This window comes from Leifsonia sp. GW821-FHT13C05 (assembly GCF_058806515.1).
The window spans coordinates 741,549-758,106 of the sequence record NZ_JBXAPT010000002.1; the positions used below are offsets into that span (position 1 = coordinate 741,549).

21 protein-coding genes are annotated in these 16,558 nt (G+C 68.4%); 9 read left to right on the forward strand and 12 right to left on the reverse strand.

Features of this window, described 5'->3' with window-relative positions; genetic code table 11:
* Positions 1–333 precede the first annotated feature (333 nt).
* Genes flgN through AC1ROC_RS10260 form a run of 4 tightly spaced genes read left to right on the forward strand, consistent with a single transcriptional unit; the run spans position 334 to position 3,532 of the window.
* Positions 334–828, forward strand: a complete 495-nt coding sequence (gene flgN / locus AC1ROC_RS10245; RefSeq protein WP_085367402.1) for a flagellar export chaperone FlgN — start codon at positions 334–336, stop codon at positions 826–828.
* Between the two features lie 12 nt (positions 829–840).
* Positions 841–2,265: a flagellar hook-associated protein FlgK gene (flgK, locus tag AC1ROC_RS10250; RefSeq protein ID WP_085367403.1), complete on the forward strand. Its 1,425-nt coding sequence runs from the start codon at positions 841–843 to the stop codon at positions 2,263–2,265.
* Positions 2,266–2,267: 2 nt separating this feature from the next.
* The gene (flgL, locus tag AC1ROC_RS10255; RefSeq protein WP_168690682.1) at positions 2,268–3,152 is read left to right on the forward strand and encodes a flagellar hook-associated protein FlgL; all 885 of its coding nucleotides are present in this window, start codon (positions 2,268–2,270) and stop codon (positions 3,150–3,152) included.
* A complete protein-coding gene (locus tag AC1ROC_RS10260; protein ID WP_492999956.1) occupies positions 3,149–3,532 on the forward strand; it encodes a flagellar assembly protein FliW in 384 nt (127 codons plus the stop codon). Before flgL ends, AC1ROC_RS10260 begins: the two co-directional genes overlap by 4 nt.
* A gap of 16 nt (positions 3,533–3,548) precedes the next feature.
* Here AC1ROC_RS10260 and AC1ROC_RS10265 read toward each other — a convergent pair whose 3' ends face one another.
* Positions 3,549–4,811 carry a serine hydrolase domain-containing protein gene (locus tag AC1ROC_RS10265; RefSeq protein ID WP_492999958.1) on the reverse strand — a complete coding sequence of 421 codons (1,263 nt, stop codon included), beginning with the start codon at positions 4,809–4,811 and terminating at the stop codon, positions 3,549–3,551.
* Positions 4,812–4,896: 85 nt separating this feature from the next.
* Between AC1ROC_RS10265 and AC1ROC_RS10270 the strand changes: the two genes are divergently transcribed.
* The 4 genes from AC1ROC_RS10270 (at position 4,897) to AC1ROC_RS10285 (ending at position 7,025) form a co-directional block, all read left to right on the forward strand.
* Positions 4,897–5,196 carry a DUF2470 domain-containing protein gene (locus AC1ROC_RS10270; RefSeq protein WP_492999960.1) on the forward strand — a complete coding sequence of 100 codons (300 nt, stop codon included), beginning with the start codon at positions 4,897–4,899 and terminating at the stop codon, positions 5,194–5,196.
* Between the two features lie 82 nt (positions 5,197–5,278).
* Positions 5,279–5,692 carry a DUF4383 domain-containing protein gene (locus tag AC1ROC_RS10275; protein ID WP_085367407.1) on the forward strand — a complete coding sequence of 138 codons (414 nt, stop codon included), beginning with the start codon at positions 5,279–5,281 and terminating at the stop codon, positions 5,690–5,692.
* A 31-nt stretch (positions 5,693–5,723) separates the two neighbouring features.
* The gene (locus tag AC1ROC_RS10280; RefSeq protein WP_085367408.1) at positions 5,724–6,266 is read left to right on the forward strand and encodes a hypothetical protein; all 543 of its coding nucleotides are present in this window, start codon (positions 5,724–5,726) and stop codon (positions 6,264–6,266) included.
* A 114-nt stretch (positions 6,267–6,380) separates the two neighbouring features.
* Positions 6,381–7,025 (forward strand): biliverdin-producing heme oxygenase, encoded by a 645-nt coding sequence (locus AC1ROC_RS10285; protein WP_492999963.1) that lies wholly within the window; start codon positions 6,381–6,383, stop codon positions 7,023–7,025.
* Here AC1ROC_RS10285 and AC1ROC_RS10290 read toward each other — a convergent pair.
* Positions 7,022–7,381, reverse strand: a complete 360-nt coding sequence (locus tag AC1ROC_RS10290; protein WP_085367410.1) for an FHA domain-containing protein — start codon at positions 7,379–7,381, stop codon at positions 7,022–7,024. The genes AC1ROC_RS10285 and AC1ROC_RS10290 overlap by 4 nt on opposite strands.
* Before the next feature lie 38 nt (positions 7,382–7,419).
* Complete coding sequence (locus tag AC1ROC_RS10295) at positions 7,420–8,709, reverse strand: ATP-dependent DNA helicase (protein WP_085367411.1); 1,290 nt, start codon at positions 8,707–8,709, stop codon at positions 7,420–7,422.
* A 91-nt stretch (positions 8,710–8,800) separates the two neighbouring features.
* Here AC1ROC_RS10295 and AC1ROC_RS10300 point away from each other — a divergent pair, with 91 nt between their 5' ends.
* The gene (locus AC1ROC_RS10300; protein ID WP_492999966.1) at positions 8,801–9,871 is read left to right on the forward strand and encodes a hypothetical protein; all 1,071 of its coding nucleotides are present in this window, start codon (positions 8,801–8,803) and stop codon (positions 9,869–9,871) included.
* 26 nt (positions 9,872–9,897) lie between these two features.
* Here the strand turns inward: AC1ROC_RS10300 and AC1ROC_RS10305 are convergent, their stop codons facing one another.
* The 9 genes from AC1ROC_RS10305 to AC1ROC_RS10345 form a co-directional block, all read right to left on the reverse strand.
* Complete coding sequence (locus tag AC1ROC_RS10305) at positions 9,898–11,808, reverse strand: bifunctional copper resistance protein CopD/cytochrome c oxidase assembly protein (protein ID WP_493000017.1); 1,911 nt, start codon at positions 11,806–11,808, stop codon at positions 9,898–9,900.
* Positions 11,809–11,971: 163 nt separating this feature from the next.
* A complete protein-coding gene (locus tag AC1ROC_RS10310; RefSeq protein ID WP_085367412.1) occupies positions 11,972–12,259 on the reverse strand; it encodes an HU family DNA-binding protein in 288 nt (95 codons plus the stop codon).
* 255 nt (positions 12,260–12,514) lie between these two features.
* Positions 12,515–12,820 carry a 30S ribosomal protein S14 gene (rpsN, locus tag AC1ROC_RS10315; RefSeq protein WP_492999968.1) on the reverse strand — a complete coding sequence of 102 codons (306 nt, stop codon included), beginning with the start codon at positions 12,818–12,820 and terminating at the stop codon, positions 12,515–12,517.
* Between the two features lie 4 nt (positions 12,821–12,824).
* Positions 12,825–12,992, reverse strand: coding sequence for a 50S ribosomal protein L33 (gene rpmG / locus AC1ROC_RS10320; protein WP_085367414.1), 168 nt, complete (start codon positions 12,990–12,992; stop codon positions 12,825–12,827).
* Positions 12,992–13,228: a 50S ribosomal protein L28 gene (rpmB, locus tag AC1ROC_RS10325; RefSeq protein ID WP_018188988.1), complete on the reverse strand. Its 237-nt coding sequence runs from the start codon at positions 13,226–13,228 to the stop codon at positions 12,992–12,994. Before rpmB ends, rpmG begins: the two co-directional genes overlap by 1 nt.
* 181 nt (positions 13,229–13,409) lie before the next feature.
* Positions 13,410–13,799 (reverse strand): Fur family transcriptional regulator, encoded by a 390-nt coding sequence (locus AC1ROC_RS10330; RefSeq protein WP_085367415.1) that lies wholly within the window; start codon positions 13,797–13,799, stop codon positions 13,410–13,412.
* 6 nt (positions 13,800–13,805) lie between these two features.
* On the reverse strand, positions 13,806–14,687 hold the full coding sequence (locus AC1ROC_RS10335) for a metal ABC transporter permease (protein WP_492999972.1): 882 nt from the start codon (positions 14,685–14,687) through the stop codon (positions 13,806–13,808).
* A complete protein-coding gene (locus AC1ROC_RS10340; protein ID WP_492999974.1) occupies positions 14,684–15,556 on the reverse strand; it encodes a metal ABC transporter ATP-binding protein in 873 nt (290 codons plus the stop codon). Before AC1ROC_RS10340 ends, AC1ROC_RS10335 begins: the two co-directional genes overlap by 4 nt.
* Complete coding sequence (locus AC1ROC_RS10345) at positions 15,553–16,464, reverse strand: metal ABC transporter solute-binding protein, Zn/Mn family (protein WP_492999976.1); 912 nt, start codon at positions 16,462–16,464, stop codon at positions 15,553–15,555. Before AC1ROC_RS10345 ends, AC1ROC_RS10340 begins: the two co-directional genes overlap by 4 nt.
* Between the last annotated feature and the right edge of the window lie 94 nt (positions 16,465–16,558).

Genomic DNA, 16,558 nt, shown 5'->3' on the forward strand with positions numbered 1-16,558 from the left:
TCGGTGCGGGTGGTGCTCGGGCGGTTCTGTGGAATGTCCGGACTTACTTCGGGTGCCGAACAGGCGCTAGGGGTCTTGCTCGTGTTCACGGTAACAATTGCAAGTAACTCCGCGCGGGGGTGTCGCGCCCCCACTATGGGGCAGTACCTACCCCCAGTACGGGGAATACTGACATTCATGTGAAAAGCGCTAGGCGTCCCAGCCAACTCACTGGCCGCCGCCCCTAACATCGAGGCCAAACCTGCCGATGGTCTCTGGTGACGGCGCAGACCGGCGCCGCGGACACAAGGGGACCATGTGCGCACGACGACTCACGAGGAGGTTGGTAGCGACATGGCGGCGAGTGAACTCTCTGCGCAGCTCTGGAAGGAACGCGAGCTGCTCGAGCTGCTGCTCTTCAAGCTCGAGGAGGAGCAGCTACTGCTCACCGCGGGCAAGTCGCGCTGGATCTCCCACGCGACCCGCGAGGTCGAGCAGGTGATGGAGCGCATGCGCTCCGTCGGGCTCGCCCGCACCGTCGAGGTCGCCTCGCTCGCAGAGGAGTGGGGGATCAGCCCCGATTCCAGCCTCCGCGAACTCGCCACGGCCGCCCCCGACGGCATCTGGTCCGACATCTTCGCCTCGCACCTGGCCGCCATGATCGAGCTCACCGCCCAGATCGCCGAGGTGCGCGACACCAACGAGCGCCTGCTGCGCGAAGCGGCCCGCTCCACCCAGGAGACCATCAACGGCCTCGCCGGCGGCGGGGGAGACCCCGGGGTGTACGGCGCGGGCGGCGAGAGCCGGCCCGGCGCATCCACTGCCAGGCTCTTCGACACGGAAGCGTAGGACAGCGACAGGATGAGCACCTTCAGCGGACTCAACACCGCGTACACCGGGCTGGTCGCCGCCAAGGCGGGCCTGGATGTGGTCGGCCAGAACCTGGTCAACGCCAACACGCAGGGATACACCAGGCAGCGCGTCCAGACGTCCGGCGTGCCGGCGCTCAACCAGGCCGGGCTTTTCGTCGGCGGCGTCCGCCCGGGCCAGGGTGTGAGCGTCGACGGCATCCAGCGTCTCGACGATGCAGCACTGGATGCGCGGGTGCGCACCACCACGGCCCTCTCCGGATACTCGAACACCAGGGCGTCCGCCCTCTCCACGCTCGAAGCCTCCCTCAACGAGCCGGGCACGAACGGCATCTCGGCGCAGCTGCAGAAGTTCTGGTCGGCCTGGTCGGACGTGTCCAACCAGGCGGGGGAGCAGGCGCCGGCCGGCGTGCTGCTCGGCCAGGCGGGAAGCCTGGTCACCCAGATCTCGCAGGGCTACGCGTCCGTCGACAACCAGTGGAGCGCTCTGCGCACCAACGTGGACGGCATGGTCACCGACCTCAACCAGGCCGCGAGCCAGGTCGCAGAGCTCAACGGCCGCATCCGGTCGACGCTGGCCTCCGGGGGCTCGGCGAACGAGCTGATGGACCGCCGCGACGTGCTCACCACGCAGATCGCCAACCTCGCCGGCGGTGTCGTGCGCCCGCGCGACGACGGAACGGTGGATGTGCTGATCGGCGGCAACGCGATCGTCTCCGAGACCTCGTTCAATGCCGTTCAGGCCGCAGGCGCCCGGCTGATGGGGGATGCGACAGGCGACCCCGTCCGCCTTGAGTGGGCGAGCCGTCCGGGCTCCGCCATCGCGATGGAGGGCGGCGCCATCTCCGGCGCGATCTCCACGCTCGCGCCGGCAGACGCATCCGGCACCGGGGGAGTGCTGGCTGAGGCAGCGGCCGGATACAACGCCTTCGCGGTCACGCTCGCCCAGCGGGTGAACGACCTGCACCGCACGGGAGCGACCCCGAGCGGCGCGACCGGCCTCGACTTCTTCGCGATCGACGCCACCAAGCCCGCCGCGCTCGGCCTGTCCGTCGTGCCGACCACCATCGGCCAGATCGCTACCGGGACGCCGGGTGCCGGCGGAAGCGACGGCAGCCTCGCGGGGGCCATCGCCCAGCTCGGCACCGGCCCGAATGCAGTCGACAAGCAGTGGACGGCGTTCGTCGTGCGCATCGGCGTTGCGAGCAAGTCGGAGCAGCAGCAGTCCGCGCTGGCCGACCTCGCCTCCAAGGGCGCGGTGAACGCGCAGCTCTCCAACTCGTCCGTCGACCTCGACGAAGAGAACATGAACATGCTGGCGTTCCAGCATGCGTACCAGGGTGCCGCCCGCGTGATGACCGCGGTCGACGAAGCGCTCGACGTGCTCATCAACCACACCGGATTGGTCGGGAGGTAACCGTGTTCACCCGTGTGACGAACGCGACCCAGACGCTCAACGCGCAGAACAACCTGCAGGCCAGCCTGCAGCGGCAGACCGCGCTCTACGATCAGGCGACGAGCAGGCGCCTCCTGAACCGGCCGTCGGACGACCCGACCGCCACGGCGAGCGCCCTCGGCGTCCGCTCCGACCAGGCGGCCAACGCACAGTATGCGCGCAACGCGGACAACGGGGACGCCTGGCTCACCACCGCCGACTCCACGCTCACCTCCGTCGAGGCGATCATGAACAGGGTCCGCGACCTCACGGTGCAGGGCTCCAACGACGGCGCTCTGTCTCCCGAGGCGAAGGAGGCCGTGGCCACCGAGCTCGACGGCCTCAAGAAGAGCCTGCTCTCGCTCGCGAACACCACCTACCTCGGCCGAACGGTCTTCGCGGGCAACTCGAACGCCGGCGTCGCGTTCCAGCCCGACTACACGTTCACCGGCGTCGCCGGGAGTACAGTCGACCGCAGAGTCGGTCCAGACTCGACCGTGCGCGTCGACTCCGACGGTGCAGCGGTGTTCGGCACGGGGGCGAGCTCGGTGTTCGCGCTCATCGACAACACCGTGAGCGATCTGCGCTCCGGGGTGAACACGGGACCTCGCCTCGGCGAGATCGACAACCGGATGAAGGCCATCGTGGGAGAGCACGCGGAGATCGGTGGGCGCCAGACCCGCATCGACAAGGCGAAGGACACGCTCGCGGTGAACTCGAACTCGCTCGAAGGCCAGCGCGCGAGCCTCGAGGACGTCGACCTCAGCAAGGTCCTCCTCGACCTGAAGACCCAGGATGTGAACTACCAGACCGCGATCGCCGTCACGGCGAAGGTGCTCCAGCCGACGCTGATGGACTTCCTCCGATGAGCGCCGTCAGCTTCCTCGCCCCGCCTCCCGGCCTGGAGCCGCTGGTCGACTTCGAGCTCACCGCCGTCGCCGGCGCGGAGGGCCTGTACACGCTGCAGGCCGCCGAGCGCCCGGAGATCCGCCTGTTCACGATCGACGCGGCCAGGCACCTGCCCGGCTACTCGCCGGAACTCCCGGACGACAAGGCCGCCGACCTCGGCGTCAGCACGGCGGACGAGGTGCTGGCGCTCGTCGTCGTCACCCCGTCGCGCGAGGGCAGCACGGTCAACCTCGCCGCTCCCGTTCTCGTCAACAGGGCGACCGGCGCTGGACTCCAGCTGGTGCTCGACGACGACGTGTTCCCCGTGCAGGCGGAGCTCGCAGCCCTCGCGGGCGCCTGAATTCAGACCCCGCGCACTATTTGGCGGGAGGACACGGCACGGTCTTGCCGATGGCCTCCGTCATCTGCGCCTCCGACCACGGAAGCCCGGCGACGACCTTCGCGCCCTTCACCTTCGCCGGCACCTTGGAGACGATGGAGGCGAGCCGCTGCGCGAGGTACTGCGCGAACGCGGGCCCCGGCGTCGAGTTGTTGAGGGCGACCACGATGGTCAGGCCGGACGACGGGTCGCTGTACATCGCCGACATGTAGCCGGGCATCGCTCCCGCGCTACCGCGCAGCGGGCCGAGGATCTGCACGCCGAGCCCGTACTTCTGCCAGTCCGACCCGTTCGGGATGCCGGCGGCCTGCGCCTTCGCCGACTTCTCCGACACCAGCGAACCGCTGGCGAGGGCCTGCACGTACGACTTGAGGTCCGGGACGTTCGAGACCACACCGGATGCGGTCCAGCCCATCGACGGCGACAGCTGCGTCACATCCCGCATCGGCTCGCAGACCACGGCGCCCGCAGGGTCGATGCCCACCGAGTATCCGGCAGGATGCGGGCCGGGCACGGTGAGCTGCGACGGACCGGGGAACGAGCTCGACGTCATCCCGAGCCTGTCGAAGATGTAGTGGGAGTAGAGGTCCTGCCACGACTTCCCCGCCGCGTTCTCGAGCGCCATGCCGAGCAGCACGAAGTTCGTCATCGACACCCCGAGCTTCTCGCCCGGCTTGCCGAACGGCTGCGTTGCGAGGCCGTCGCTGGCGAGTTCGAGCGCCGGCCACTGCCTGGTGGGGTTGTTGAGGAAGATGTGGTTCAGCTGGCCCTGGAAGTCGCCGATGCCCGAGGTGTTCTGGCACAGCTCCCGCAGGGTGACGCCGTCGACGCCGACCAGCCCCGGCAGCCATTTGGTGAGCGGGTCGTCGAGCTCGACCGTGCCGTCGTCCACCAGGCCGAGCAGCACCGTGCACGTCATCGGCATGGTGTTCTGCGCGATCCGGAAGGTCATGCCGGCGGTGACCGGCTTCGATCCCTTGAGGGTCGTGGTGCCGATGCCGTCGGTCCAGCTGCCCGCCCACGGCGCCCACACGCCGACCATCGCTCCGGATGCGCCTGCCTGCTTCATCGCGTCCGTCACCGCGGTCTTCAGCTTGCCCGTGACCTCGGAGGAGAAGCCGCCGGCGACCTGCTTCGGCAGCGTGGAGCTCGCGCCGGCATTCGGGGTGCACGCGGCCAGAACCAGGGCGAGGACGCTCGCCAGTGCGACGGCGGTGATCCGTCTCGCTCGTCGTCGCATTGCCATCCCCCGATGGGTTCGGTGTCCCTGGTCAAAGGATTCTAACCGCTCACGGGGGACGCACCGTGCAGCATACGATCGTGGCATGCAGAGCTTCCCTCCCGAGATCGTCGACGCCGTCCTCCGCCACATGAACAGCGACCACACGGACGACAACCTCGTGATCGTGCGCGCCAACGGAGTGCCGGACGCCGCGCAGGCGACGATGACGGCTCTGGATGCGCAGGGCGGCACGTGGCGTGTCGCCACGGCCGACGACCACGCGACGGACGTGCGCATCCCGTGGACGATCCCGGTCGCCGAGCGCGCGGACATCCGCAAAGCCGTCGTGCTGCTCTACCGTTCGGCGTGCCGGACGCTGGGCATCGAGCCGCGCACCGAATAGGCGACCAATCCGTTCCCGCCCATCCTCCGAACCAGGAGATGAGGCGCAGCGCCAGCCGCGCCGCACACTAGGAGGGAACATCATGCGCACATCACCGAACCGTCTGGTCGCCACCATCTTCGGCGCCGTCTATCTCGTCGTCGGGCTTCTCGGCTTCGCTTACACCGGCGGCGTCGGCTTCGTCGCCACTAAGGGCGGGCTCATCCTCGGCATCTTCGAGGTCAACCCGCTGCACAACATCGCCCACCTGCTGATCGGCGCTGCGCTGCTCATCGCCGGGCTCACCAGGGTGGCCGCCGCCAAGGCCGTGAACACCACGGTCGGCGCCGTCTACCTGCTGCTCGGCATCGTCGGGTTCTTCCTGGTCGGCACGGGCGCGAACATCCTGGCGCTGAACACGCCCGACCACTTCCTTCACCTGGTGAGCGCCATCGTGCTCCTCGGCGTCGGCCTCGGCGCGGAGAAGACCGTCCGCCGCACGTCGGCCGTCGCCTGACCCGGCTGAGAGACGAGTCACGGTGAGCACCATGACCAGGGCAGTTCAGGGGGAGGCTGTAGGCGTGGCCGTCTCGGCGGCCACCCGCGCCTGGCTCGCCGTGGCTGCGCTGGGAGCAGGGCTGCTTCACGCGGCTCTCGCCGCCAGCGCACCCCTCCCGGCCGCGATCGTCCTCGTGGCGTTCGCGGCAGGGGAGCTCGGGTGGGCGGTCGCGGCTTTCGTCCGCGACCGTCCGCCTTTCTTCCGGGCGGCACTCGTCGCCGCGCTGGTGCCCGTGGGCGCCTGGGCGGTCGTCGCGACCGTGGGAGCGACGTCGGAGGCCGGGACCGTCCTGGCGCTGCCGCCGTTGCCGCTCGCGGTCGCCGCCCTGCTCGACGTCGCGGTCGCGGCCACCATCGCCGTGGTGCTGCGCCGCGGGAAGGCGGCCAACCCGGATGCGGGCGCCCTGCGCTTCGTGCTGGCGCTCCTGCTGAGTGCAGCAGCGGTCAGCGCGGTCACCATCCCGGCGCTCGGTGTCACGGACGCGGGTGTGGCGGCAGTGGATGTGCACCTGCAGCACTCCGGGCACCACTGAGCCGCGCTTCGTCGGACCGGCTTTCGACACCCTGGCGTTTCCCAGCCTCGCTGCTACACTTAGGGCACCCTTCCTTAGGTAACCCTAACTAGCAAGCAGAACGGCTGGAGCATCGTGGCAGCAATCATCCCCTTCTCCGAAGCCCTTCGTGAGCGGACCCGAACCGATCACGGGTCCAGCGAGGGTGCCGGCTTCATGCAGGACCTGATGACCGGGAAGGGCTGCCGCGAGGACTACATCGCCCTGGTGGCCCAGCACTACTTCATCTACGAGGCCCTGGAGGCGGTCGCCGGCCGGATGAGCGACGACCCGGTGGCCGCCGCCTTCATCACCCCGAAGCTGACCCGCCTTCCCGCGATCGAGGCCGACCTGGCGTTCCTGCTCGGCGCGGACTGGCGCGACCGCATCGCCCCCGTTCCCACGACGGTGCGCTACGTCGACCGCATCCACGAGGTCGCCGACTGGCCGGGCGGCTTCATCGCCCACCACTACACGCGCTACCTCGGCGACCTGTCCGGCGGCCAGATCATCCGCACCCTCATGCAGCGCCAGTTCGGGTTCGAGACGAACGGCGTCGGCTTCTACCTGTTCGCGGAGATCGCGAAGCCGCGCGAGTTCAAGGACGTCTACCGCGCCCAGCTGGACGCCGTCGACTGGGACGACGCGGAGCGCGAGCGCGTCATCGACGAGGTCATCGTCGCATACGCCTTCAACACGTCGCTGTTCGAAGACCTGGCCGCGGCCAAAGCCGCCGCCTAGACGCCCGCGCGCCGCAGCACGAACGAGCCGTTCCCGAACCGCACCGTCGACCCGGGATCGACCTCGTGCCGGGTGTTCGGGTCGCACGCGTACGCGCCGTCGCCCGGATACACGATCGTGGTGCCGTTCGCCGACCCGAGGTCGAGCACCCAGAAGATCCCGTCGTACTGCCCGAACGCCAGGTGCGCCCGCGAGATGGACTTGGCGTCGTCCGCCACAGTGATCAGCTCGGCGTGCGCCGGATCGTCCAGCTCGGTCCCCGGCGTGTGCGCGGCCGGGTTGCGCCCGATCACGCCGTTCCCGCTCGTCTCCACGTGCTGCCCGTCACTGAAGTCGAGCACGAAGGTCACCGCCATCTGAGTCTCCTGTCGCGTGTGTTCGGCGTGTGCGCGCCTCAGCCCTCGCGGGGCCGGGTGCGCATGAATCGTTCGACGTCCGCATCCACCATGATGTCGCTCGGCCGCAGGGGGCGGGACAGGTAGAGCCCGTCGAGCGAGGTGATGCGGCTCAGGGCCACGTAGGTCTGGCCGGGGCTGAACGCCCGCTGGCCGAGGTCGACGACCGCGGAGTCGTACGTCTTGCCCTGGGACTTGTGGATGGTGACCGCCCACGCCAGCCGCAGCGGGAACTGCGTGAACTCGGCGACGACGTCTTTGGTGAGCTTCTTGGTGGCGGGGGAGTACGAGTACTTGAACTTCTCCCAGATGGCCGGCTCGACCTCGTGGATCTCGCCGTCCACGTCCACGTAGACGTTGGAGTCGATGCGGGTGACCGTGCCGATGGTGCCGTTGACCCAGCGCGGCCCCTCGCCGCCCTGGCCGACGTCGTTGCGCAGGAACATGACCTGCGCCCCCACCTTGAGCTCGAGCGTCTCGTCTGCCGGGTACGTGCGGCCGCCGAAGTCGCCGCTGACCTCCGCCTTGGCAGTGAGCGCGCGGCCGGGCAGGCGGCGCAGCGCCTCCGCGTTGATGCGGTTGACGGAGTCGTTGCGGGTCGCCAGCGTGATCGTGCCGTCATCCGGTGCCGGGCGGGCGCCCATCTCGTTGAGCCGGTCGGCGATCTCCTTGGTGACCTGGCCGTGCCGCACCGCGTTGAGCATGTATTTGAAGTCGGACTCGTGCTGGCGGTGCACCTCGACGAGTTCCACGATCTTGAGGTCGGCCTCCTGCCACACCTTGGCGTCGAAGAACCACATCGACCGGTACGTGTCGCCGAAGTACGCCCGCTCCTCCGGATCGCCCGGCACGGGAGCCAGCTGGTACGGGTCGCCGAACAGCACCACCTGCACGCCGCCGAACGGCTCCTTGTTGCGCTGCCTGGCCTGGCGCAGGCTGCGGTCGACCGCATCCATCAGGTCGGCGTTGACCATCGAGACCTCGTCGATCACGAGGGTGTCGATGCTGTTGAGCAGCTTGCGCAGCTCGGCGCTCTGCTCGATGTCGTGGTCGGCGATGACCCCGATCGGCAGCCGGAACAGCGAGTGGATGGTCTGCCCGCCGACGTTCAGCGCCGCGACCCCGGTGGGCGCGGAGATGACGAGCGACTTCTCCGTGTTCCAGGAGAGATGGTTGAGCAGCGTGGATTTCCCTGTGCCGGCGCGACCGGTGACGAACACGTGCTCGCGGGTGTGCTCGATCAGCTCGAACACCCGCTGTTGTTCGGGCGTGAGGGAGAGTCGGCCCATCCGATTCCCTTCCGTCGCGCGACCTGCCGAACTACTCTAACGCGGCACCGGGCTCGGGCGGCGGTTCTCCACAGGCCCATAGGATGGCGGCATGAGTGGGGACGAGTCGGAGGGTGCACCCGCGCATCCGCTCGCCGCTCTCAGCCCCCGCACGCGTGTCCTGCTGATCTGGTCCGGAGTGGCCGTGCTGCTCGTCCTGGCGTTCGTCGCCGCGGTCGGCGCCGTGCAGCGCGCGTTCTACAGCCCGGCCGGTTTCGCCACCTCCTACGTGGATGCGCTGGCCGCCAGGGACGTGCGCGCCGCGATGGCGATGCCGGGCGCAGACCCGACCCCCGCATCCCTGTCGGCGCAGGGCCTGCCCGAGAAGCCGTCACGCGAACTGCTCCGACCGGATGTGCTCCCTCACCTCACCGCCATCCGGGTGGTCAGCGACGACCAGCTGGCGTCCGGCGCGCACCTGGTGGAGGTCGCAGCCCGCGCGGACGGGCATCCGGTGACGGCGAAGTTCACCGTGCGGCAGACCGGGTCGGTGCTCGGGGTCCTCCCGCTGTGGGAGTTCGCGAAGACGCCGCTGACGGTCGCGCACATCCAGGTGCAGCACGCGGACACGTTCACGATCGCCGGCCACACCCTCGAACCCCGCGCGGCGGAGAAGCAGCCCGCCGACGCGTTCTCCGTCGCAGCCGACTACCTCCTGTTCGCCCCCGCCCGGTATTCGCTGGGGCATCACTCCCGCTACCTCACGGCCGAGACGGTCGCGTTCCCCGCCGCGGCAGGGCAGCGGGTGCCGGTGGCAGTGGATGCGCAGCCGAACAATGCGTTCGTCTCCGTCGTGCAGACGCAGCTCCACGACTTCCTCGACGACTGCGCCAAGCAAGAGGTGCTGCAACCGGCGGGCTGCCCGTTCGGAGCGGTCATCGACGACAGGGTGCAGGGACTGCCGGCCTGGTCGATCGTGCGCTACCCGCCGGTGACCATCCAGGCCGGGGAGACCGGATGGGTGATGCCGCGCTCCGAGGGCGCCGCGCACCTGTCCGTGACGGTGCAATCGCTGTTCGACGGGTCGGTGTCGCAGCGCGAGACCGACGAGCCGTTCGCGATGTCCGTGTCGAAGATCACCCTCCGCGACGACGGCGGGATCGACCTGGTGGTGGCGGACTAGGGCTGCTCGGCCCTACCGGCTCGCCCCTACCGCCGCGCTCCATCCCGCGACGCCAGCTTCTGCAGCCGCTCGTTGTACGCGTTCAGCTCCGCCTCGCCCGTGCGGTCGGCGTTGCGGTCGCGGCGCTTGGTCTCGCGGTCGTCGCTGCGGCTCCACTGGATGGCCACCACGATCGCCAGGATGACGGTGGGGATCTCGCCGACGCTCCAGGCGATGCCGCCTCCCGTCTGCTGGTCGACGAGCGGGCTGTCGCCCCAGGTGCGGCCCATCGAGCCGAACCAGTCGGCGAGGAGCAGACCGGTGCTCTGCATGATCGAGAGGCCGAAGAAGGCGTGGAAGGCCATCGTCCCGAGCAGGAGCAGCAGTCGGAACGCGTACGGCAGGCGGTACTTCACGGGGTCGATGCCGATCAGCGACTGCACGAAGAGGTAGCCGGTGATGAGGAAGTGGATGATCATCCACTCGTGCCCGATGTGGTCGGTGGTGGCCCAGCGGAACAGCGGCGTGTAGTAGAACGCCCAGAGCGACCCGGCGAACAGCACGGCGGCCACCACCGGGTTCGAGATGACGTTCGCGAAGCGGGAGTGCACCGCCAGCAGGATCCACTCCCGACCGCCGCGGGAGCCGTCCGTGCGCTTCTTGATCGACCGCAGCGCGAGGGTGACCGGCGCTCCGGGCACAAGCAGCAGCGGCACCATCATCGTCAGCACCATGTGGGCGAGCATGTGGGTGGAGAAGAGGTACTTCTCGTACACGTTGACGCCGCCGGACGTGATGTAGAACAGCAGCACGATGCCGAGGATCCAGAACACCGTGCGATGGATGGGCCAGGCGTCTCCGCGCTTGCGCAGCCGCCAGACGCCCGCGAGGTAGAAGAAGATCGCGAAGCCGCACGCGAGCACCCAGAGCAGGTCGAAGTTCCAGCTCGTGAACAGCCGGCCCCAGGTGAGTTCGGGCGGCAGCTTCTCTCCGGTGAGGATCTGGGCGGGCGTCGGAGACTGTCCGAGCTTCTCCGCCACGGGCGTCGCGGTGCGGGCGAGCGCGGCGGCGACACCGGATGCGATCCCCATGAACGCGAGTTCGGCCGTGACGATCCACCAGAAGGTGCTGCGCTTGCCGCCCGCCTTGAGCCTGCCGATCAGGATGCGCCGCTGCATCACGCCGAAGACGCCGAGCGCTCCGAGCGCCGCCACCTTGACCAGCACCAGGATGCCGTACGGCGTGGCCAGCTGCGCCAGGGTGCCGACGCGCAGCTCCGCGTTCACGTAGCCGGAGGCCGCGACGACGATGAAGGCGATCAGGGCGAGCGACGAATACCGTTCAAGCACGGGAACGAGGCGGCCGCTGTCGAGCGTGCGCCTGGCGACGATGAGGGTGACGAGCCCGCCGAGCCAGATCGCGGCGAAGAGCACGTGCAGGCCGAACGAGGTGACCGCCGCGTCGTGACCGGCGGCATCCGCACTGTGGCCCTGCTGCGCCATCGGGACGATCGACGCGATGGCGAGAGCGGTGACGAATATGAGGGCCGTGTGGTTGCGGACCGCGAAGCAGAGCACCGTGACGGCGGCGGCGATGAGCGTGATGCCCAGCCAGGCCTGCCCGATGGAGACGCTGGTGACGAACGAGCTGAGGCCGTTGCTGAACGCCTCGTCGAACGACCACGGCACGTTCGAGACGCTCACGAACGTGAACAGGCCGGTGGCCGCGCTCGCGACCGTCATCACCGCGGCAGAGCCTGCGGCGAAGTCGAGGGACTTGCCGAACTCGTCCTTCTCCGGGCTGAACGCGAAACAGGCGAGTACCAGCGCGCCGATCGTGCCTGCGGCACTCAGGTTCACGATGAGGGTCGCCGTTGGCAGACCCCACCGCACGAGCGCCCCCGGGTCGGCCAGGAGGGGTGCCGCAGCGCCTCCGCCGAACGCGAGGGCCGCGATCATGGAGACGATCGCGACGATCAGCAGGACGGCAGGACCGATGATGCGGACGAGTCGGGGCACCGGACAAGCCTACGTCTCACGCGCTGAGAGCCCGCACACAGGTGCGGACAGACGACGAGGGCGGCACCGCCGTGCGGTGCCGCCCTCGATCAAGCCGGTGAGACTACTTGACGGCAGCCTTGAGCTTCGAGCCGGCGGTCAGCTTGACGCGGTGACCGGCCGGGATGGCGATCTCGGCGCCGGTCTGCGGGTTGCGGCCGGTGCGGGCAGCGGTCTCGGTGCGCTCTGCAGCGAGCCATCCCGGGATGGTGACCTTGCCACCGTTGGCGACGGTCTCCGCGATGGTGGCGAAGAATGCGTCGAGCACGCCACCGACGGCAGCCTGGCTCTGACCCGACGACGCGGCGACGGCGGCAACGAGCTCGGTCTTGTTCAGCGACTTGTCAGCCATTGAGTGTCCTCCTCGGACCTTGTGCTGGATATACAGCTTTTATGTGGAACGGTTGAGGCCAAACTGGCCGTTACGTTTGGTCGGTTGACCGCCTCGAATGTATCAGAAACCCGCGAAAACACGCGGATTCTCGGCGTTTTTCACAAAGTAGGGAGCATTTGGGCAGGCGCGGGGACCGCATCCACCTCCCGGCGGGAACGACGAAGGGGTGCCCGGCCGAAGCCGGACACCCCTTCGAGGATGCTGTCTCGCTGTTTACCAGCTGGACTTGGTGATACCGGGCAGCTCGCCACGGTGCGCCATGTCGCGGAAGCGAACGCGCGAGATGCCGAACTTGCTGAGGTTTCCGCGGGGACGGCCGTCGACGGCGTCGCGGTTGCGAACGCGGATCGGGGAGGCGTCGCGCGGGATCTTCTGCAGGCCCTTGCGAGCCGCTTCGCGCGACTCGTCGGTGCCGTTGGGGTCGATCAGGGCCTTCTTGAGCTCGAGACGACGTGCCGCATAGCGGTCAACGATCACCTTGCGCTGCTCGTTCTTGGCGATCTTGGACTTCTTAGCCATGTGTTTAGCGCTCCTCTCGGAAGTCGACGTGCTTGCGCACTACGGGGTCGTACTTCTTGAGCACGAGACGGTCGGGGTTGTTGCGACGGTTCTTCTTGGTCACGTAGGTGTAACCGGTTCCAGCCGTCGAACGAAGCTTGATGATCGGACGAACGTCCTGCTGCTTTGCCATTAGATCTTCTCCCCACGGGCCAGGAGGTCCTTGACCACGGACTCGATGCCACGGGCGTCGATGACCTTGATGCCCTTGGCGCTCAGGGTCAGGGTGACGTTACGGCGAAGCGACGGCACGTAGTACGTCTTCTTCTGAATGTTCGGGTCGAAACGACGCTTGGTGCGTCGGTGCGAGTGCGAGATGTTGTGTCCGAAGCCGGGAACGGCTCCAGTCACCTGGCACACTGCTGCCATTGTCTTTTCTCCAATACCGCGGAGCCGGATGCTCCGCCCAAGGTCACTTGTCGGCACGGTTCACCCCAGAAATCCGGAGATGTTGGGGTTCACGTACGATCTGAGCAGGAGAGGCCCACTCAGCCAAACATCAATAGTACGTCACATCCGTGCATCCCGCCAATCGCCCGGGATGCGCTGCTCACGCCAGGCGGGAGCAGGAGGCGCACAGACCGAAGATGTCGACCACGTGCTGGGGCTGTGTGAAGCCGTGCGCCGCCGCAGCGGCCTGGGCCCACTGCTCGACGGCGTCCGCCTCGATCTCGACCGTGAGGCCGCAGTTGCGGCAGATCAGGTGGTGGTGATGGCCGGTCGTGCACGCGCGGTAGAGGGCTTCACCCTCCGGCGACTGCAGCGAATCGGCCTCACCCTCGGAGGCGAGGTCGGCGAGCGCTCTGTACACCGTGGCGAGCCCGATGGGTGACCCCGTCTCGTGCAGGCTGAGGTGGAGTCCCTGCGCGCTGATGAAGCCCTCCGTGGAGGTCAATGCCTCTCGGACGGCTTCGCGCTGCCAGGTGTTCCGCTTCACCACGCCAGGTTATCCGTTCTGCCTCACGAGTCGCCGTGAACCCTGGCGTCCGCCGATCAGGCGGCAGACCACGTAGATGACGAACGAGATGGTGGTGACGTACGGGCTGATCGGCAGGGCGCTGCCGATCGCGAGCATGATGCCTCCGACGACGGAGACGAGCGCGAAGCCGACGCTGAGCAGGGGAACGACGAGCGGCGACGACGAGACGCGCATCGCGGCGGCGGCCGGGGTCACCAGCAGCGACAGCACGAGCAGCGCTCCGACGATCTGCACGGACACGGCTACGGCGAGCCCGAGGAGCACCATGAACGCCAGGGCGACGAACCGCACGGGCACCCCGCGGGAGGCGGCGACATCCGCATCCAGGCTGTCGAAGGTCAGAGGGCGCCAGATCACCAGGAGCCCGATCAGCACCACGGCGCCGATCCCGAGCAGCCAGCCGAGCTGGGGGTCGTCGACGGAGACGATCTGCCCGGTGAGCAGCCCGAACTTGTTGGCACTCCTGCCCGGGTACAACGCGAGGAACAGGATGCCGAGACCGAGCCCGAACGGCATCAGCACCGCGATGATCGAGTTCCTGTCCCTCGCCTTCGCGCCGAGCAGGCCGATCAGCACGGCCGCGATGAGCGACCCGGCCACCGAACCGATCACGACGTTCGCCCCGAACAGCAGGGCGGCGGCCGCGCCGGCGAAGGAGAGCTCGCTGATCCCGTGCACGGCGAACGCCATGTCCCGCTGCATCACGAACACGCCGATCAGTCCGCCGACGACGCCGAGCACGGCTCCCGCGAAGATCGAGTTCTTCACCAGCGCGAGCAGTTCTCCGTAGTTGGCGAAGTCGAACAGCTGCGACCACAGGTCGGTGCTGGTTGCCAGGTGCGCGATCATGCCGCAGGCTCCGGATGCGCGGTGTGCCCGTGATGGTGGTGGTCGTGGGTCTCGGAGTCCGGGATCCCGACCACCACGATGCGCCCGCGGCTGCGGATCACGTCGATCGGCGTGCCGTACAGCTCGGTGAGCACGTCGCTGCGTAGCACGTCGTCCGGGGTGCCCTCGCGGAACCGGCCGCCGGCCAGATAGAGCACCTTGTCGACCATCCCGAGCACGGGGTTCACGTCGTGGGTGACGAAGACGACGGCGCTGTCGTGGTCGCGCCTGCGCTTGTCGATCAGTTCGCTGACGCCGCGCTGGTGCTGCAGGTCGAGGGAGAGGAGCGGTTCGTCGCAGAGCAGCAGCGACGGGTCCCCGGCGAGCGCCTGGGCGACGCGGAGCCGCTGCTGCTCGCCGCCGGAGAGGCTGCCGACGGGCACGTTGGCGTATCGGCGTGCTCCGACGGAGTCGATCAGCTGCTCCACCTGCGCCTTGTCGGCCTTGGTGGGGATGGGCAGCCCCCAGCGGTGCCCGTTGACGCCGAGTGCGACGAGGTCGCGGGCGCGCATCGGGGTGCCGGAGGCGATGATCTTCTGCTGCGGGATGTACCCGATCCGCCTGTCGCCGCGACGCACGTCGTGACCGTCGAACTGGATCGTGCCGGAGTCGAGCTGCTGCTGGCCGAGGATCGTCTTCAGCAGGCTGGTCTTGCCGGAGCCGTTCGGACCGAGCACGGCGACGAACTCGCCGGCGTGCACATCCAGGTCGAGGCCGCTCCACAGGGTGCGGTCGCCGAAGCCGAGGTTCGCGTCCCTGAGCCGCAGCACCACGGGCCGCTGGTCGGGGGATGGAACGCGCTCCAGCGGCTCGACCGCTTCGGCGGTCATTCGCCGAGGGCCTTGGCCACGGCGTCGACGTTGCTCGTCATCCAGCTGATGTAGTCCTTGCCTGCCGGCAGGGTCTCTGTCACAGGGACGACGGGAACGTCTGCGCTCTTCGCCGCCGCGAGGACCTTCTCGGTCTCCGGGCCGCTGGTCTGCTCATTGTATGCAAAGACCTTCACGGCGTTGTCGCTGAACAGGTGCAGCATCTCGTTGAGCACGGAGGGCGACACGTCGGTGCCCTCCTCGATGGCCGAGCTGAACGCCTCCGGGGTCTTGTTGACGAGCCCCATGGCGTCGAGGAGGTAGAGCGGAACGGGCTCGGTGATGGCGGCGCCCTCGCCCGCGTACTTCTTCTTGAGGTCGGCCGTGCGCTGTTCCAGATCGCCGAGGTCTGCGGTGAAGGCTGCGGCGTTCTTGTTGAACGTCGACGCCTGCGACGGGTCGGCCTTCGTCAGCGCATCCACTAGCTTCCCAGTGAACTTCTGGATGGTGGGGAAGTCGTACCAGACGTGCTCGTTGAGGTGGTCGCCCGCCGTCGCCTTCTTGCCGGAGATGTCGACGACGTTGAGCACGGCCGCCTTGTCGCCCGCCGACTTCCTCAGCGTGTCCATGAAGTCGTCGTAGCCTCCGCCGTTCTCGATGATGATGTCGGCTTTGGAGACGGCGAGCTGGTTCTGGGCGCTGGCCTCGAACGAGTGCGGGTCCTGGGCCGGGTTGTCCATCAGGGAGGTGACCTGGACGGCGTCGCCCGCGATGGTCTTGGCGATGTCGCCGTACACGTTGGTGCTGGCGACGACGGAGACGGTCTTGTCGGAGTCCGCTGCTCCGGATGCGCCGGCCGAGCATCCCGTGAGGGCGAGGGCGGCGGCGAGCGGAAGGGTGAGAAGTGTGGCGATGGAGCGCGACTTCATGTGGGGGCCTGTCTAATTCGGCTGGTCGATGGATGCGCGCCGGTGAGCGGCACCCCCACACACTAATCCTTATTGATAATGATTGTCAAAACCA